Annotated in this window: 17 protein-coding genes and 1 riboswitch; of the genes, 1 reads left to right on the plus strand and 16 read right to left on the minus strand. The window is 46.3% G+C overall.

Translation table 11 applies throughout. The features are described from left to right. Positions 1-115 precede the first annotated feature (115 nt). The 9 genes from AXG56_RS15885 to AXG56_RS15925 all read right to left on the minus strand — a co-directional run bounded on the left by AXG56_RS15885 (position 116) and on the right by AXG56_RS15925 (position 8,620). Positions 116-1,336, minus strand: a complete 1,221-nt coding sequence (locus AXG56_RS15885; protein ID WP_008638135.1) for a hemolysin family protein — start codon at positions 1,334-1,336, stop codon at positions 116-118. Between the two features lie 102 nt (positions 1,337-1,438). Next, on the minus strand, positions 1,439-2,176 hold the full coding sequence (locus AXG56_RS15890) for a DUF3784 domain-containing protein (RefSeq protein ID WP_008638136.1): 738 nt from the start codon (positions 2,174-2,176) through the stop codon (positions 1,439-1,441). A gap of 56 nt (positions 2,177-2,232) precedes the next feature. Continuing rightward, positions 2,233-3,444 carry a Bcr/CflA family efflux MFS transporter gene (locus AXG56_RS15895; RefSeq protein ID WP_062515417.1) on the minus strand — a complete coding sequence of 404 codons (1,212 nt, stop codon included), beginning with the start codon at positions 3,442-3,444 and terminating at the stop codon, positions 2,233-2,235. Between the two features lie 128 nt (positions 3,445-3,572). Beyond that, positions 3,573-4,688 carry an endonuclease gene (locus AXG56_RS15900; protein ID WP_062515419.1) on the minus strand — a complete coding sequence of 372 codons (1,116 nt, stop codon included), beginning with the start codon at positions 4,686-4,688 and terminating at the stop codon, positions 3,573-3,575. A gap of 128 nt (positions 4,689-4,816) precedes the next feature. Beyond that, positions 4,817-5,131, minus strand: coding sequence for a multidrug efflux SMR transporter (locus AXG56_RS15905; RefSeq protein ID WP_008638139.1), 315 nt, complete (start codon positions 5,129-5,131; stop codon positions 4,817-4,819). Then, complete coding sequence (locus tag AXG56_RS15910) at positions 5,131-5,460, minus strand: multidrug efflux SMR transporter (RefSeq protein ID WP_008638140.1); 330 nt, start codon at positions 5,458-5,460, stop codon at positions 5,131-5,133. Before AXG56_RS15910 ends, AXG56_RS15905 begins: the two co-directional genes overlap by 1 nt. Positions 5,461-5,524: 64 nt before the next feature. Continuing rightward, positions 5,525-5,631: riboswitch (guanidine-I (ykkC/yxkD leader) on the minus strand. Positions 5,632-5,654: 23 nt separating this feature from the next. Next, the gene (locus tag AXG56_RS15915) at positions 5,655-6,362 is read right to left on the minus strand and encodes a hypothetical protein (RefSeq protein WP_026578661.1); all 708 of its coding nucleotides are present in this window, start codon (positions 6,360-6,362) and stop codon (positions 5,655-5,657) included. Positions 6,363-6,522: 160 nt separating this feature from the next. Further along, positions 6,523-7,404: a PhzF family phenazine biosynthesis protein gene (locus tag AXG56_RS15920; RefSeq protein WP_051348983.1), complete on the minus strand. Its 882-nt coding sequence runs from the start codon at positions 7,402-7,404 to the stop codon at positions 6,523-6,525. Positions 7,405-7,729: 325 nt separating this feature from the next. Continuing rightward, on the minus strand, positions 7,730-8,620 hold the full coding sequence (locus AXG56_RS15925) for a helix-turn-helix transcriptional regulator (protein WP_235601517.1): 891 nt from the start codon (positions 8,618-8,620) through the stop codon (positions 7,730-7,732). Positions 8,621-8,804: 184 nt separating this feature from the next. Here AXG56_RS15925 and AXG56_RS15930 point away from each other — a divergent pair, with 184 nt between their 5' ends. After that, positions 8,805-10,514: an ABC transporter ATP-binding protein gene (locus AXG56_RS15930; RefSeq protein ID WP_062515420.1), complete on the plus strand. Its 1,710-nt coding sequence runs from the start codon at positions 8,805-8,807 to the stop codon at positions 10,512-10,514. A gap of 51 nt (positions 10,515-10,565) precedes the next feature. Here the strand turns inward: AXG56_RS15930 and AXG56_RS15935 are convergent, their stop codons facing one another. From AXG56_RS15935 to AXG56_RS15965, 7 genes are all read right to left on the minus strand, one after another. Continuing rightward, complete coding sequence (locus AXG56_RS15935; protein WP_008633817.1) at positions 10,566-11,318, minus strand: SurA N-terminal domain-containing protein; 753 nt, start codon at positions 11,316-11,318, stop codon at positions 10,566-10,568. 233 nt (positions 11,319-11,551) lie between these two features. Then, positions 11,552-13,210, minus strand: a complete 1,659-nt coding sequence (locus AXG56_RS15940; RefSeq protein ID WP_062515422.1) for a M4 family metallopeptidase — start codon at positions 13,208-13,210, stop codon at positions 11,552-11,554. Positions 13,211-13,253: 43 nt separating this feature from the next. Beyond that, a complete protein-coding gene (locus AXG56_RS15945; RefSeq protein ID WP_008633821.1) occupies positions 13,254-13,850 on the minus strand; it encodes a CalY family protein in 597 nt (198 codons plus the stop codon). A gap of 54 nt (positions 13,851-13,904) precedes the next feature. After that, positions 13,905-14,471, minus strand: coding sequence for a signal peptidase I SipW (gene sipW / locus AXG56_RS15950; RefSeq protein ID WP_008633823.1), 567 nt, complete (start codon positions 14,469-14,471; stop codon positions 13,905-13,907). Beyond that, positions 14,468-15,220: a hypothetical protein gene (locus AXG56_RS15955; protein ID WP_062515424.1), complete on the minus strand. Its 753-nt coding sequence runs from the start codon at positions 15,218-15,220 to the stop codon at positions 14,468-14,470. The genes sipW and AXG56_RS15955 overlap by 4 nt, the downstream gene beginning before the upstream one ends. A gap of 164 nt (positions 15,221-15,384) precedes the next feature. Continuing rightward, entirely contained in the window at positions 15,385-16,035 is a 651-nt protein-coding gene (locus AXG56_RS15960; RefSeq protein WP_062515425.1) for a response regulator transcription factor, read from the minus strand. Between the two features lie 288 nt (positions 16,036-16,323). Next, complete coding sequence (locus AXG56_RS15965) at positions 16,324-18,747, minus strand: bifunctional diguanylate cyclase/phosphodiesterase (RefSeq protein WP_026578666.1); 2,424 nt, start codon at positions 18,745-18,747, stop codon at positions 16,324-16,326. Between the last annotated feature and the right edge of the window lie 25 nt (positions 18,748-18,772).

Here is an 18,772-nt window from a genome sequence, read left to right on the forward strand (position 1 = left end):
TAGCGTACCACCTCTTATATCGGCCATGATATGGAAAATTAAAGGGTCTATAGTCCTCTGACCCTTTTAATATTCCCATACAAAAAACCCGGCGCAAAGGCCGGGTTATTCTTATCTATTTTATAATTTGGATCCTTCTGAGCATTCTTCCTTCAATCTCAAGCACTTTAAACGTCAGGTTATTCCTTTCCAACACATCCCCTTCTTGCGGGAAGTCATTGAACTCCTTCAGAAGATAGCCTGCAAGGACGTCTTCTTCTTCCGGAACTTCTGTATCGAAAATTGAGTTCAAGCGCCGGAGAGTAATCTTTCCGTCACAGATCAGTTCGGTCTCTGATATCTTCTCAATGATGGAGTCACTTTCTACGTCCATTTCATCCTCAATTTCAAGACCGATCATTGCTTCAATGACATCCTCATGTGTAAGAACCCCTTCGGTTCCTCCATACTCATCCAGAACAATCGCCATATGCTTCTTCTCTTTTGTCATCTTCCGGAAAACCCATTCTATACTATGGAATTCATAAACGACAAGAGGATCCTTATACGTGAAATCCTTGAGCGGGCGTTCGGGTTCCATTGCCCAGGAAATCAAATACTTTGAATGAAGAACAGCAACAATGTCATCTATGTCTTCCCGATAAACCGGGTACCTTGTAAACGGGTGTTGAGTAACCATATCCCGAACTTCCTCAAACATTGCCTCTTCCGAAATGGCAATCATATCCACCCGGGGTGTTTTCAGGACATCCTTTACATTCAGATTATAGAAATCAAGCACACCTTTGATCCGGTGGGATTCCGCTTCGTTGAAGGTCCCTTCCGAATCTGCAATGTCAACCATCGTCCGAAGCTCCTCTTTTGAAACGGAGACATCGTTCGTTTCTCCTTTGGACAAAGCCTTCGTAATGGATCCTGTCAACCAGTTCAACACCACAGTCACTGGTTTAAAAAGGATAACGAAAAACCGGATGACCGGAGAAACCAACATGGATATTCGATCCGGGAAGGCAGCGGCAATCGATTTCGGAATGACTTCTGAGAAGACGATGATGGTGACAGTCAAAATGGCGGAAGCCACTCCTACACTGAATCCATACTCAATAGCTAGTGCCGTAACCAATGTTGGAAGCAGAATGTTAGCTATATTATTACCAATCAAGATTGTCGTAATGAATTCACTTGGACGGGAAACAAGATTCAACAACTTTTCCGCTTTTTTATCATTTTTATTCACTCGAGCCTGCAGCTTCATTTTGTTTGCAGCAGTCAATGCTGTTTCGCTTCCCGAGAAAAATAAAGAAACGAACAGTAGAACAATGATCGCGATGATCACAAGAAAACTCCTCCTTGAAATTGTACATGCCGGTTTATTATAACACGTTCCGTAGTCAGGATAACAACCGTACGTATTCGCGATGCACATGCATCGTCGTCATCAACGAACCGACTCTTTCAGCGTTTCATACAAGCGTCTGGTTTCTTCCTCATCTTCTTTATTAATGAACAAATCGTCCTCTTTCGTCTTTATGTACACGGAGGGCTTCATATCCGCTTGAATGAATAGCAGTGCTCCTTCATATGGGTCCTCGAGACGGAAGCGCCCTTTCAAATGACCTCCCGATGCGAAACCATTGGACTTCACAATCACATCCGGCACGTCATCCAAGATCTCCACCTTCTCTATGTCAGCAAGTGACCATTCACCGCCATACATTCCCGAAATCTTCACCTTTGAATCTTCAACCGTTACGGTATTGTCGATCAATCCAGTAATGGTCAGTGCAACTACTCCCCCGAAGATGGCGACGGAAAAGATACTTGTCATCCATACATTCCGCTTCCTTTTACGAGGAACCTCGTATCGCTGTATCCAAACAATACCGGTCAATAAAACGATGAAAAACAAACCAAGCCCGACCTCAAATGCCAGATCAACCGGAAGCAGGCCGGCAAGAAAAGTGAGCAGAAGCATTGAGAACGTCCATTTCAGCAGACGGCCTGTTGCGTCTACATAGCCGTTCTCCAACAGATACTGCTGCTCCTCTTCCGACCGGTTTCCGAACCCGGAAATTAATCCGTACTCTCTCTTTTTAACCACCAGATACGTTAATCCGCCGTAAATAACCAATACCCATACCATGATGATGCTATAGACGATAAAACCAGTATTCATCCTGCACCTCCTGTTTTATCATTATAATACACAGCAGGAAATGTTATCCGGATTTATTAAGCTGTTTCCGGCTGCCCGTCCTTCTTCGTCAATGTAAAGAATAGGACAGCACCTATAGAAGATGTCGTAAATAGAATCGTCCCCATCGGCACGGCCGTTGTTTCATTCAATCCGACGAGGGGGGATACAATGGCTCCGAACAATAGAGGAAGCATCCCCAATACGGCACTGGCACTACCGGCCCGGTGTCCCTGATGTTCCATCGCCAAAGTGAACGTACTTGTCAGCACCATTCCCATTGCAGTCATATAAATGAAGATAGGAATTACGATGGAATAGAGCGGGCCTTCCATTACAGTCATCAACAGAAGAAACGCGGTCGCGGTGACGGCAATGATCACTGCCGTACGAAGCAGACTTCTTTCATGTATAATGCCTCCAAGGCGGCCGATCAGAAAACTTCCCGTTATGATGGCAAGGCCGTTAATACCGAAAAGAACGCTGAAAACCTGTGGGGATACGCCGTAAATTCCCTGATATACAAAAGGGGTTCCCGAAACATAGGCGAAACTCCCCCCATGGACGAATCCGATAGTCAAGGCGTAACCGATGAAGGAACGATCTTTCAACAGTCGTCCGATTGTCAGAATGGATTCCTTTAAAGAGCTCGGAATTCTTCTTTCTTCGGGAAGTGTTTCCGGGAGCTTCTTCGTTACCGTCAAAACGATTAAAACACCGACAAAGCTGAGGAAAAAGAAAATGGTTTCCCATGTTGCAAAAGGGAGTAAAAGAATCGCTCCGCCCGTCATCGGGGCAATCATAGGAGCGGTTGCATTGATGACCATCAATAAAGCGAAGAACTTCGTTAACTGCCGTCCGGTAAAGACGTCACGAACTACGGCACGGGATAGAACAACCCCCGCAGAGGCGGTGAAACCCTGGAGAAAGCGTGCCGCTACAAGAACAGTTATGTTAGGCGCAAGTGCACAAAGCAGAGAAGCTAAAGCAAATAACGAAAGAAAAATGATCAGTGGTTTTTTTCTTCCTTGAGAGTCACTGATCGGTCCTACTACTATTTGTCCTACCGCAAGTCCTATTAAACAAGCCGTTAAACTGAGTTGCACAAGAGACGCACTCGTGTCTAAATCAGAGGCGATTCCCGGGAAACTCGGCAGGTACATATCTATATTTAATGGACCAAGCACACCGAGCATTCCAAGTAGAAACGCAAGACCAATACGTTCTTTTCCTGTTGGATTATGAAGCATATCAAACACCTTCCTCTTCTGTCTGCACTTGAAGTTTTTTCAAGCCGTTAATCTATGATTCTATCTTTAAATAAGCAGGAAGTCTATCCCTCTGCATAACAAAACCTCTGCAGAGCAGAGGTTTTGTTTCACCATATTTCTTCTACATATTCCGGATGGTCGATGAAAGGATTACGGTTATGCTGATAGTCTTCATAAATGACTTCATTCCTGTTCCGTTCGAAGTCATCGACCGGATCGCTCTCATGCCACTCCTTCAGTGTGGAAAGCTTTCCGAGATAAGGGCCGCTCGTACCCGTGAAATCAGCGACTTCTAAATCCAGCTCCCCCTGATCTCCTTCATAACGGACGGCCATATAGAAAATCATTCTTGCTACATCTCCTTTTACTTCGTCACGAGGCTCCCATGAGTCCCCGTCATAATAAGTGTCCGGAGCGTCAGAATAAGGAGATCCGCCATTATCAAAGTCTAAATTACTACGGCTGGAGTTGACAGAGACATCCGTTGGCCGAAGGTGATGCAGGTCCGTCCCCGCTCCCATGGCTGTACCGAATCCACCGTGGGATTTAGCCCAGACATGCTCCCTGTTCCAATCATCCACCCCGCCGCCATTTCGATTCTTGGAAATAGAGTCTCCTGTATAGAGAAGCAGAACGTTTGCAGGGTTCTCCGGGTCCTCGTCGGTATTTCTCAGCGCATCCCAGACTTGGGAATAGGATATTTCTGTATGGTCGTCAATAATATCATGGAGTTCCGCTTTCAACGCATCTCCAGTCAATGAATCCGCACGATCATAATAGGACCCAGGCTGCGAATCCTGTTCTCCTGTTTCCCCATCTCCTTCTTCACCGGCAAGCGCAATGGACGAGACGGACTTGACCCCGGGATGAGCAAAGTAATCATCTCTGCTCCCCTCAACAATGACCTTCTCCCCCATTAAATCCGGATTGTTCTCTAAACCGTAGCTGCCCCGATATTCCGAATCGAGCTTCACAAACAGCATACGTTCTGTCGCATTCTCCTCTTTTTCATCCGCTAAGGCCAAAGCGTAGTTACTGGTGAAGCTGTTCTGCTCTACCTTATCCACCCCAACCGGTACGCCAACAATATAGCCTTCCACCTTCACATCCGATCCGGCCGTCATTTCCATTCCTTCGCTTATAGTAAGAGAGGTCGCTGCAAAAGCAGGCGGACTGACGATCAAGAAGAGAAAGCTGACAATCAACCATATTTGTTTCTTCATTCCATGACACACTCCTTGAAGTGAGATACGTTCTCTAGACCTTTTCCACTTCGGAGTGTGAAATCCTTCCACTTATAAGGAAATTAGTACAATCCTAACATGGTATTAATATTAACTAGTTCTTCTGTTTAAGACACCAGCTTCAGCCCGATGGCGGAAGCAAGGATCATAGTAATGAACACGACCCTCCGCCAATCCTTGGACTCCCCATAAAGAAGCATGCCGAGCACCGCTCCTCCGGCCGCACCGATCCCGGTCCAGACGGCATAAGCGGTTCCCATCGGCAGACTTTCCATTGCCAGGGAAAGAAAGAAGAAGCTCCCGCCAAAGCCCAATAAAAGGAATAGGATGGATTGCCAATTACGGTCTTTATGCAGTTTATTAATCATCCAGACCCCGGTCATTTCAAACAAACCTGCCGCCAGCAAAAAGATCCATGCCATCAGGCTTCCTCCTCCTCTGGTGTCACTGCTTTCAAGCCGACCACCCCAACCAATAAGATAAGAATCAGAATAAGCTTGGCAGCATCGAAACTCTCACCGAAAAAGATGACTCCTGTTGCGACGGTACCAACTGTTCCTAAACCGACGAACACTGCATATACGGTGCCGACGGGGAGCTTGCTTCCGGCAGATATCATTAAATAAAAACTGATTACGATGGCGGCAATCGTACCACTCCATTCCCATAACCCTTCTGCGTGTTTGAGCCCTGCCACCCACAGCACCTCAAACACGGCACCAATAATCACTTGAATCCAATACTTATTCATTGTTCCAAAAACCTCCAATTAATCATTCAAACTATAAAAGCCCGGGAGACACTGCACAGCAGTCATCTCCCAGGCTTTTATCCTTCCGTGGCACAGCTTCTTTGAAAGCTGTGAGCTTTCTCTCGGACCAGTCTAACAGAATACTGTTACGGAACCCTAGAAAGCCTATTTGCTATTCCGTCCACAGTTTATCATCATTTACGGAATAAAGACAACAATTTACCAAGCGTCCCCTGCGGCTTGCCGACGGATACTTCCAATCTTCGGTTGAAGTCATTTTGAGACTGCCATTCCCGTTTTTGTTCCGTCCGCATCTCGCGCAGCTCCCGTTGTAAATGTTCACTCTTTTCCTTTTCCTGTTCCAATAATGTTTCATATTGGCGTTTTTGTTCATTCGTCAACTTCTCTAACTTGGCATGGGTTTTCTGCGAGAAATTCCCAACACCGGAGCTGATGACATGATGATCCTGCTGAAGACGGGAGACCGTTGTTTTCAACTGTTCCATATCTTCCTTCAACTGCATATTCACTTCACGGGTCGCAGCAAGCTCTTTCGCCACAAGCGTCAGCAGTTCTTTCAACTGGGCAGGATCCTGCAGGGAACGGCTGTCCGTATCCGCCACTGCAATTTGTGTTTCATCATAACCGGACAGGCGTTCCTCCAGCTTTTTGACAAGCTCTTTCGCTTTCTCATCCTTCGGCAGATCCGTATCACGGATGTCCATGAGTGCCTCAATATCAGACCGTACGAAAATTCGTCTGTCTCCATCTTTGAAAAACTCATATCCATTCCGTTCCAATATTTGTCCGTATTTCCGTACAGTCGTCGTCGCGATTCCGACTTCTTCTGCCACTTCTTTCGTGGAGTAAGCTCGTTCGTTCGGCTTTATGTCATGTCGCATTTCGGGCCCCCTTCGTCCTTGTACAAATGGTCAGGATGGCCATATCGGCAAGCGCTATGCTCTCCCTGACCACTCTAGTTACACTTTCTATTATTATATCACGTGTATCGCTTAGCGCTATAAGCGATACGATATTGGACGAAGGTATCATTCCCGTTCTTCACAATGCCTTCCATTCCGTCTCCAGCTTCGCCTTACCACGGACAAAAGTCCGCAGAACTCCTTTACTGGATCGGTAGACTTCCGCCTGCATGACACTCGGCCTTCCCATCTCTCTCCCTTGATGGATAAGACAGGTTTTCCATTCAGGGGCTTCCGTATCTCTTCCATCCTGCATAGATAAATACGCTCCCAGGGCGCAGGCAGCGACACCGGTTGCAGGGTCTTCCAAATACCCGGCTCTGTTTGGGAACTGTCTGGCCTGGACTTCCCCGTCCGCCCTGAAGGTGAACGGATAGAATCCAGACGTTTGATAACGGTCGCACAGCTCCCACATGTATTTGAAATCCGGCTGGAGACTTTCTAATATACCTTCTCTCTTCAAGGGAACTAAGAGTTTCTGCCTGGATGTAGACACCGATTGCAAAGGGAGATCAGCTGCCAGATCACTCTTGTTGATTTGCAGCGCCCTACACACTTCTTCATAGGAGGGATTCGTATCAGCAATTACCGGCTTGTACTGCTCCACTCGCACCGTATAGCCGTCTTCCTTTTTCGTCCAATCCACATCAACGACCCCGACCCCCGTCTCAATCTTCACGGATGGAGCAACCGTATCCTCACGATTCAAAAGGACCGTCAAGGCACCGATCGTTCCATGGATACACATCCCAACTTCCTTAGAGGGCATGAAAAACCGGAACCGCCAATCATGGTCTCCATGCTCAGCAGGAAGGACAAATGCTGTCTCCTGACCGAAGTGAGCGGAAAAATCCATCATCTCCTCCTCTGTTAGATGATGGGCATCCAAAACCACCGGGCAAGGGTTCCCTCCCCGTTCGCCGTCATGAAATACTGTCGTATGTATAACTTCCGCCGTCATTCTATCACCTCACCTTTTTCTCCAGTTTACTATGACAGGCCAATGGAAGGAACGCATATGCTTCCGATCGATATAAAAACAGTCTGTTTTCAAAGTCGCAGGAAGAAGACCGTTGAAAACTTATACGCTTAAATAAAGGGAAATAAAAGCACTCCATATATGAAAAAGAAAAGAACGAGAAAATCATTTCTTTGAGGAGCAAGATCGATCTTTCTTTACGTATTCTAATGGGAAATGAGACGCTTCCCCGGTGCCCGTCTCCCCGCTTACCTATCCCTTCTTCAACTAGTAAAAAACCCCGTCTTTTTTCAAAGACGGGATTCGATCACTCGTCAAAGGAAAGATTCATCGGCTCTTCCCGCACCTCTATGTGTAAGTTCATATTCGTCGTCGGGACATGCTCGTCCACGATATCGAATTGAAAGGCATCCATCCATACCTTGCCAACACCAGAGAGGATGGTTCCTATAGATATGACGGAAGCGGTGTCGGGGACATCGAGAACGATTGAATAATGGTTCCAGTTCTGCGTTCCAGTAATTTTGCGGTCGGACATGTTATCGAACTGCAGCACTTCCCCTTGAGCATTGTCCACCCTCATCCACATTCCAGCGTAAGATTCAACATGCTCCGTTTTTATAAAACCACTTAGTCGAACACGTTTATCTAAGTAGTTTACTGCCTTGAACTGCTGCATTAATGTAGCGAAATCCCCCTCCGATGGATAAGAGGTTCCGGAAATAGATGTAAGATAGGCCGAACGATTACCTTCATGGATCTCTTTGTCGTCCCGCCCTACTTCATAATTAGCAGGTTGACCCCCACTTAAAAACCAACCATTAATCGGCGAAATCATTTCCACTGCATCTTCTCCTTTTTGTTCGAAATATGTGGCGAATAATTTACGAAAGCGTCCGGGAGGCAATCCATAAAGCTGCTTAAACGCTCTGGTGAATGCTTCCTGACTCTCGAAATGACAGGAAAAAGCGATATCGATAATCGGAGCATTCGTATGAAGCAGACAGCGCGAGGCCTCAGTAAGTCTTCGTTTCCTCATATACTCGGATATACTGACACCCACCTCTTTTAGGAACTTTCTGTGAAAGTGATAAGGTGAATATCCCGCATACGCAGCTACCTCTTCCATGGATACACCTTCTTTCAGCCTTTCTTCCATAAAGGCGATACTCTTCTGAATGATTGACGGCTCCGGCACTGCTCCTCCCCCTTTCTACTTCTATTTTATCGCTTAAAAAACTGTTTTTTTTGACATTTCCTGCTGTCTTTTGAGAGACGCAGCTGCTTGTTTTGTTGGGTAACAGCAAAAGTTCCATTGATTAGCATACGACTGTTGGATATAATTGATAATAAATCTCAATTACAACAGAGGAGTTTTTGCTGTGCTTTCACGATTTTTTTCCTACTATAAGCCATATAAATGGCTGTTCATCCTCGACTTCAGCTGTGCTGTTCTTGTCGGTATTCTCGAACTTGCTTTTCCGCTGGCTGTTAATCAGGTCATCGACCGTCTCCTTCCTCAGGAGAACTGGACGATCATCCTTTTAGCCTGTCTTGGATTATTACTGATTTATTTGATTAATACCGGCCTTCATTATATTGTCACGTACTGGGGACATAAGCTTGGCATAAATATTGAAACAGATATGCGTCAGAAATTGTTTTCCCATATGCAGAAATTATCCTTCGGCTATTACGATAACAACAAGACGGGACACAGCATTTCCCGGCTGACGAAGGATCTCGAGGAAATAGGAGAAGTTGCCCACCATGGTCCTGAGGATATCTTCGTCGCCTTCATGACCCTGCTCGGTTCCTTCATTCTCATGCTTACGATTAATTGGAAATTGGCCATTCTGTCATTCATTGTCATCCCGCTGTTGATCATCCTTGCCATCTATTTTAATAAAAAAATGACGGTTACCTTCCGGCGTATGTTCCATAACGTGGCGGAAATCAATTCTCGTGTCGAAGACAGCATCGGGGGCATCAGAGTCGTCCAGGCCTTTGCTAATGAAAGTCACGAGCAGAGCAAATTCAAACAGAACAACGAGCAGTATCGGACGACGAAACTGCAGTCTTACAAGATTATGGCGCAAAACATTACCGCCAACTATGTCTTGATGCGCCTTGTCACCTTGTTCACTTTATTATTCGGGACATACTTCGTCATATCCGGAGAGTTGACGTATGGTGAATTTGTAGCCTTCATCCTCTTGGCGAACATTTTGATCGGTCCGATTCAAAAAATCAATGCCGTTATCGAAAGCTATCCAAAGGGAATTGCCGGATTTAAGCGGTACACAGAAGTGATCGACACCGCACCGGATATCGCAGACCGTCCGGGCGCATCCGCTAAAGATCTAAAAGGGACCATACGATATGAAGATGTCACCTTCGGTTATGAGGGGTTGGACCCGGTATTAAACGGAATCAACTTAACGATTGATTCCGGAGAAACTGTCGCTTTTGTCGGGCCGTCCGGTGCCGGTAAGACGACGTTATGCAGCCTGCTTCCGAGGTTTTACGAAATTTCGGATGGAGGGATCACCGTAGACGGAACCGACATCCGTGACATTCAGCTGACATCACTACGCAGTCAAATTGGAATCGTGCAGCAGGATGTTTTCCTGTTCTCCGGGACGATCCGCGAAAACATCGCCTACGGAAATCTGGATGCAACGGATGAAGAGATTATGGAAGCATCCCTACGAGCAAGGCTGGACGACTTCATTCAACAGCAGCCTCATGGACTCGATACTGTGATCGGTGAACGAGGCGTTAAGCTTTCCGGCGGCCAAAAACAGCGTCTCGCCATCGCCAGGATGTTCTTGAAAAACCCACCGATCCTTATTCTCGATGAAGCCACATCAGCGTTGGATACGGAAACGGAAGTAGCCATCCAAAAGTCATTGGATGAATTGACGGAAGGCAGAACGACACTCGTCATCGCCCACAGGTTGGCGACTATTAAGAATGCCGACCGTATCATGGTCGTAACGAAAGATGGTATTGCAGAGCAAGGAAGCCACAAAGAGCTGCTTGCAACAGAAGGTATATACAGCCGTCTTCATGAAGCACAGTTCGGCTGAAGGCTTTAGATGCACAAAAAATGCCGGACCAACAGGGTCCGGCATTTTTTATTAGATATTCACTTTGACTTCTGCTTTTTCACGAAGATCGTCTACAATTTTCTGAGTCGCTTCGCTTTCTTTCTGCTGTTTGAGAGACTGCTGAATTTGAGGTTTCACGTCTTCATAAGCAGGAACTTCCTGCTTGGTTTCTGCGTCCTCTTGACTTTTCTTCATGTCGTCGTAAGCTTTCTTCACTTCTTCTTCCGAAGGCTCTGTATCTCCAGCTTCTTCTGCAATCAGCTTATCGACTTTCACCTGAGTTTCCAATTGGGACATGACTTCTTTTTCATCCATGCCGCCGTTGTCTTTCAGCTGCTTCATGAAGTCTTCTTTATCTTTCACTTGAGGCTGCTGTTCGACGATTTCATCAATTCTCTTGTTAATCTCTTCTTCGGACGCTGTCAGTTCACGATTATCCGCTTCTTGAATCAGCAGTTCCTGACCAACCATGCTTTCTGCAAGACTCTTTTTCAGTTGGTCCTGATCCAGCTCCTGTCCTGACATTTGTGCCTGCATGGCTGCCATTTGGAACTGACTCTTATACGTGTTTTCAAATTCTTTCTTCTCGATCTTCTCACCGTTCACTTCTGCCACAACGTCAGGGATATTCTTCAAATCCGGCTCCGGTGCTTCCGCTTGTTCCGAAGATTGTTTCTCTTTATCTTTATCATCAGATGATTCACTATTGTCGCCACATGCCGCGAGCAATCCGACGAATGCAGCAAGTACTAATGCCAATAACCATTTCTTATTCAATGTCATGTCTCCTTTGCATCATTCTGCTAGTCATTGTAACATGTCCCGTTCCATTGTAAACATATTCGAACCGCTCCTGCTCCAGCGTGACATTTTTGTAACTATCACGAACCTTGTCATACCGGGTTTCAAAGCAGGATGATTACGCATATTGTTGTAAATATGTAAAAAATGTGGGACGCGCCTTTTCCTATTATATACCAAAAGGAGCCTTTCCATTTGGAAAAGCTCCTTTCTTTTTATTGGATGCCGACTGCGTCGTACGCCTGGTTAACGGACTTGACCTCCTGGGAGCCCTCTCCGTAAAGATCGATCGCCGATTGAATGGCTGCTTGTCTCATCATGCTGAAATCGGAAGTCGCTGTTAAATATTTCGTTAAGGCACGGTAGTAGATCTGCTCCGTGGCGTCGCGCCCTACTCCTTCAACCTCGATATCATAGTGCGTACCGCCTTCTGCAAGGAGATACGCTGCTTTGTTATTGATACTCGAATTGATGTGAACGCCTCCGTTATCCAGATCGCCTGTGTACAATTCGCTGTAGTGATCCGGATATCCTCGATCCGGATAGAATGGATGTGGAATAGAGGACGGGTCTTCCATAGAACGAAGCGGCTCACCGTCGACGCCTACTTCTTCCCCCATCAACCAGTCGTCCCGGTCGACCATCGCTCCGAAAATGTCCGACATCGATTCATTGAGTGCCCCTGGTTCATCCTGATAAACAAGATCCGCAGACCGGTCTGTGACAGCGTGCGCCAATTCATGGGCAATGACATCGACTGCTCCGGAGAATGGAAGGTATGTTTCCCCGTCACCGTCGCCGTACATCATCTGCACGCCGTTCCATGCGGCATTATTCCACTTATCTCCGACATGGACAGAAGAAATCATCCGGGCACCTTCGTCATCAAAGGAATCGCGGTCGAAGGTATCTTTGAAGTAGTCATAGACAATGCCGGCATTCTTATGCGCACTGACCGCAGCCGGATCGCTGAAGAACTTATGGTCGCTTGTCACTTCATCTCCATGATAGCCCAACAGCTGGGAGAATAGATTGAAGAGGAACGGATCCATATTTAAAGCGTCAAATGTGTGGATGCCATCGCCCCTCGTTTCATCGAACAAGTAATAGCTTCCCTCTTCGTAAACGGCTTCGAACATTGCCTTGTCTCCATTTACTTCTTCACCGAACGCTTTGACATGATCGATGGCATTATAATGGTTCACAATGTCACCTGTTTTAGCGTCAACGAAATAATGGAAGTATCCCGGTGCCGGCTCAGAAGTGGAGGCTTTCACTAAGAACGCAAGGTGGAAATCACCTTCATATTCATAGAAATACAAATCACTGGACGGCTCCGCATCATATGCTTCTACTTTTCCGATTTCGTCCTCAATGGAAGCCTTGGCAATCTCTACTGCTTCCTTATCCGTCAGTTCCGGTTTGGAATCCAGCTCTTTCGCTTCCAGATTGGGAACGACTTGACCAAAGAAAGCCTGCACTTCTTTCTTATCGTTCAACGCGACCGTCTGATGTGCCCCATATACAGGTACGCCGTCATATTGTTCGATCAACCTTACATGGGATGTCCCGTTCTCTTCATCCTTTAAAGTATCAAGCACTTGGAAGTTGTCCTTGCTGTTCCCTTTCAGCTTAAACAAATCACTCTTATAGTTCAGATAAGAAAGAGCGATGCTTTCGACTGTTGCTTTCTCACTGGAAGCCGCCTTCATCTTCGGCATTTCCCACTTTTCTATGATATACGATGGTGTGCCGTAGGTATCATTGTTCTTCACCTTCGCTGCCTCTTCTGCAGAGACGCTCCCTGCTCCGAAACCGAAACCACTTAAAGCCAGTGTCAAGGCAAGTGTCGACGTAACGACTCGTTTCTTCATTCCATCACTCCTCGATTTTTTTAAAAGAATGGCTGGTATTCATTTATTCGTGATCGACGCCGTCTTCCTGATTCGCCTGGAATTTCCATGTGAGATTCATGCTGTCACCCTGGAACACATTCTGGTCCTCTCCATTATCGACGAATTCAAATTGCACCCAAAGTGTGTCTTCTGCACCGACATCAAGTCCCCCGCGCTGCTTCCATAGAGGATCAAATACGTCTTTAGCTACTGTATCTGGATCCATCGCTTGGAGCTCGCTTAAAGTCGTCTGAAATACAGGCTCGCTCTCCTTGTCCCAGTTCCAGAGGAAGTTCACCCGGATATGATCTCCCATATCTTCTCCGGCATTATCACCGGCAGCATCCGTCACACTGTAGTCTGTCAGTAGATTGATAGACTTGATATCAAGCGTTCCTTCGTTACCCAGTTTAAATTCACGAAGCACCGTATCGCCGGGCTTCAAATTATCGATATCAACGATAACCTCAGGATCCACGGAAACATCCAGTGTCCCTAACCCGAATGTGTTACTCGTCTCTTCCGTATCACTGAAATACGCATATGTCCCTCCTCCCATCAAAGATAGACCTAAAGATGCAGTCACCACACCAGCACTAACCTTCTTGAAAAAACTCATGACATCTCCTCCTTATATGATTAGACTCTTATGTAGAAAAACATAAGAAATGGATCACCTTTGTGCAGGTTCTGTCTGTTCATGCTGTTTCTTGAAATCAACTACGGCTTTTCTAAAAGTCAAACCGCCGTATAAGAACAATAGGATACCTGGGACGAATAGCAGCAAAGCCGATCCCATTTTGGACCCGGCATAATTAAGGACGAAGCCGAGGTAAGGAATTGTGAAACCGGTATAGGAGCCAAGGACATTCCCGGAAAGGACTGGATCGAGATCCGCGCCGTCGTTATTGTCTCCCTGCGTCGTGTACAAAACATCCCCGCCTGCCTCCTGTACGTCTATCACCCGGTGTGTGACGACCTGCTCCTTTTTATCAATGAAAGTAAGGACGTCCCCTTCCTTATAAACAGACGGATCTTCCGTCATTTCAATCGCGATCACAGACCCGGTCTGAAACGTCGGTTCCATCGATCCTGACAGCACCGTCTTCATTTGATAGCCGAATAGTGTAGGCTCGCCGCCGCTCGCCTTGACCGCAATGACGACGATTGCCAAAGCAACAATCAAACCAACAGCCGTCACGGATAACGTCTTATAAATCATGCGTAATGCCGTTTTCATGAAGCATCCTCCTTTTCCTTCTCTTCCTGTAATTCACCTTCCGTCGTTTCCGTATCTGCAGGGCTGTCTGTTTCTTCTGTCTCCATGTTTTCTGTATGGGATGGCTCCGCCTCTGCATTCTCCTCTGCTTCCGTTTGCTCTGTCTCAACCGAAGGCTGTGATGGTGATTTTTCCTTTTCTTTTTCCACTTCCGTTTCTTTCCGGCCCTGAACTTCCTGTTGTTCTTTTGCCTTTTCCTGTTCTGCTTTCTTTTTCTCTACTTCCTTCTGTCGCTTCTCTTCTTCCTCCGCCTTTCCTTTCTCCTCTACCAGCGCTTGTAAGGAACGGCTGTCCATTTTGGCGTACTCCATATGGAGGGTGTCTAAGTCCATAAGTGCTTCCGACACATAGTCGATATCATCCTGCCCTGCCCAAGCATGGAGAGCCTTCTCATACAAACTCTCGTAAACATCGGCTGCCCGTTCAAACTCCTGCACACTTTCCTTCAATTCTGCCAAAGAATGGTCTGCGGCCTGTATATCATCGTATAGAGACGCAGCTTGCTCGTATGCTTCCCTGATGTCCTCCACCGTCTCCTGAGCAGCTTCCGGAAAAACCGAAGCCGTTTCGATCGTTATAGATCGCTTCTCATAATCATGGAACGAAGCTTCTGTACCGGATACCAAATGAGCTGACAAGGAGAAGAACATGGGTATGTATAAAACAGGGAGGATCAGAGGAACGATCTTGCTTCTTTGTTTCCGTTTCATAAGAACCTCCCAAACTCTAATGTCTTATATCTATCATCCTCTACATTCCTCGACGTTACCATTCGCCATCCGGTATATTTGCATACGACATAGGTTGTAAGACGGATCTATACCAAAAGTAGTAGCCTGCTCCAAAAAAGAAAAAACCCTCCATAAATGGAGGGTCACTCAAAAGATTCTATCGGCAGCAGCAACTGATTCCTGACTGCATAGAGGATCGCCTGAGAACGACTTTTCACCTGAAGCTTCCGATAGATATTACTGATATGAATTTTCACTGTTTTATCGCTGATAAACAAGGAGTGTGCTATTTCTTTGTTCGTAAAGCCTTTGACAAGCTCCTGAAGTACTTCCTGTTCCCGCTGTGTAAGCGTAGAGGGCTTCTTTGTATGACGGCCGCCCGTTTTATCTGTTAACAAATGGGCCGTCATGGAAGGAGGGATCACGCAGTAGCCTTTGTACACGTTTCGGACTCCGTGGATCAGCTCTTCACTTGATGTTTCCTTCAATAAGTAACCGGAGGCCCCCGCTTGCAGTGCTTGCTTCAAATACATTTCTTCATCCTCAATCGTCAGCATCAACACTTTCATTTCAGGGTATTCATCCCTTATAAACCTGGTAAGCTCAATCCCCGACTCCTCCTGAAGATGGATGTCCATCAATAGAATATCCGGTTGGACAATCGGCACCTTCCTTCTTACTTCCTCCGCAGTACCTGCCTGAGCAACGACTTCCATATCCTTCTCTAACTGGAAGACAAGGGCGATTCCATCACGCAGCACAGCATGATCGTCTACAATCATTACTCGAATCATCTTTCGTAAAACCTCCCATAGTTAGACAAAATCAGATCCTTCTCTTTCCATCATTCGACATAACGAACAATCATTCATCCACTTCCCTCTTAAAACAGAGCAAGTTACCCTAAGACAGAAGAGCACCTGCACAACGTTTTAGGAGGGTTTAGACGTATCATGCACCTACCCTAACCTCTATGTATGATACATATTTTACCATCAGGTATACATTTTTTCTACTGCCTGTGTAATATTTCGTTCTCAATCGCGTTCATCTAGGAACTCCAGCTTATACAGGAGTTCCTATTATTGACTAAGCGCACACTTTTTCAGTAGAGTCCACACTTTTTCACTGGAAAGCGGAGGGCTGAAATAATATCCCTGGTACTCTTCACATCCGACTCCTTGTAAATATTCGAGCTGCTCGAGTGTTTCTACCCCCTCTGCAATGACAGAGAGATCAAGCTTGGCAGCGATACTGATAATAGCATCAACGACCGCACGTTCCTTATAGTTTTCATTTATCGTCTGTATAAACGATTTGTCGATTTTCAGGGTGTCGAGCGGGAAGTCTTTAAGATAGCTGAGAGAAGAATATCCGGTACCGAAATCATCCAAAGAAAGAGTGAACCCCCGTCGTTTAAGTTCATGCATGACGGGAATCGCGGTTTCAGAATCCTGTACAATAGATTCCGTTAACTCAAACTCCAAGTGTCGGGGAGCCATTCCCGTTTCTTCCATCACTCTTTCTACAACCTTTAAGAAGGAGGGCTGGCGAAACTGAACCGAAGAAAGATTGACTGCAATCCGTTCTACTTTATACCCTGCGTCCACCCATTTCTGAAATTGAACACAGGCCTCCCGCAATACCAGTTCCCCCAAAGGAATGATGAGCTTCGTTTCTTCTGCAATAGGGATGAATTCAGCCGGGGATATCATACCCAGATGCGGGTGACGCCATCTTACTAATGCTTCAAATCCAATCACATCCCCCGTACTGACTTTAATCTGAGGCTGATAATGAACCTCTATTTCGCCTCTCTCCACTGCTTTTCTAAGACCTGCTTCCAGCTGTACTTTCCTTGAAATCATGGCACTGATTTGATTCGTGAAGAAGACATATTGATTTCCACCGCTTTGCTTCGCCTGATACATCGCAGTATCGGCATGCTTCAATATAAGCTCCGAATCATGTCCATCTTTCGGAAAGAGCGAGATTCCAATAGATACAGACATGTAGATTTCCCGGTCATCAATAAGAAATGGCAAAGCCATTGCTTTCATGATGCTTTCAGCCTTCCTGCGGGCTTCTCCCTCAGAAGGCTCCGGTAGAACAACGACGAATTCATCTCCACTCTGCCTGACAAGTAAATCCTCCTCGTCGAGACAGCCTCTCATCCTTTCGGCCGTTTCGCTCAGAAGTAAATCACCGATCCTATGACCATACACATCGTTCACATGTTTGAAGCGATCCAAGTCAAGGAACATGACAGCCGATGAAGCATCGCTCTTTTCCTTCTGCATGGATTCAAACAAATATTCATACAACGCACGACGGTTTGGCAGCTGAGTCAAATCATCCTTGAAAACGAGCTCTTGTATCCTTGCATGAGCTTCCTTTCTTTCGGTTATATCACGAATGATGCCTATGTAAAAGACCTTTCCATGGTCATCGATCTTAGCCAGTGACAATTCGACTGGAAACGTATGGCCGGCTTTATGCAGCCCCTCCAGCTCTACTGTCCTTCCGATTACTTGAACCATCTTAGAAAGGTCACCTTCTTCGTAGGGACCCGGAGTGAGCTTCCGAAGACTTTTTCCGTACATATCTTCTTTTCTGTGACCGAAAATCCGTTCCGCAGCCCTGTTCCAAGAGAGGACACGACCCGACGCATCCGAAGTGATCACCGCATCGTTCGCTGACTCCACGATGGACTTGTACATCTGATTCGCCAAATGAAGACGGTCGGTCGTGGACTCCATCTTCGTATCAAATGCAATCAACTTAATGAGAAAACCGATGGTCGCCATGACACCAAAAGCGATACACAAACCGAGAAGGGTCGGATCGATCACCGGTACTGCGGAGGAAATTTTTTCTTCCTCCATTGGATGGAAAGAGGCCGAATACATTCCTGTATAATGCATGCCGGAAATGGCTGCTCCCATGCCTAAAGAACTTCCCCACCATTTTAAATTGGTATAGTCGGCTTCTTCTCTCTTTACGTTCGCAGAGATCGTAAATAATTGGAGTGCAGCAAAAGAGGCAGCCAATGCGATACCAATGGATAGGGCGACCCAAAGGGGGTCATACTCAATACGCATCCCCATTTCCATCGCGTCCATCCCTATATAATGCATGGAGACGATACTCAGTCCGATCAGGACACTCCCCAAGATATGATGAAACCATCTTCTCTCTTTCCTGCTGATAAGATAGAAGGCGAGAAAACTGGAGAATATTGCTGCTATAACACTAAGCGTTACTCCCCATGCTTTATAGGTAACGACCATATCCATTTTGTACGCGAGCATGGCGACGAAATGCATCGACCAAATACCCACTCCGAAGGTCAAACTTCCGATAAGCAGCCACTTCCAGCGGACAGCTCCTTCCGTCTGCATCATCCTCCTTACGAGGAGCAGTGCTGTATATGAAGACAGAATGGAGACGGCGATGGATAAGACCACCAGCCACCAATTATACTGTCCCAGTATTTCTTCATGCATGAACTTTCTCCCCTTTGCTTCCCGA

This window comes from Halobacillus sp. KGW1 (genome assembly GCF_001592845.1).
In the GTDB taxonomy this organism is placed as follows: domain Bacteria; phylum Bacillota; class Bacilli; order Bacillales; family Halobacillaceae; genus Halobacillus.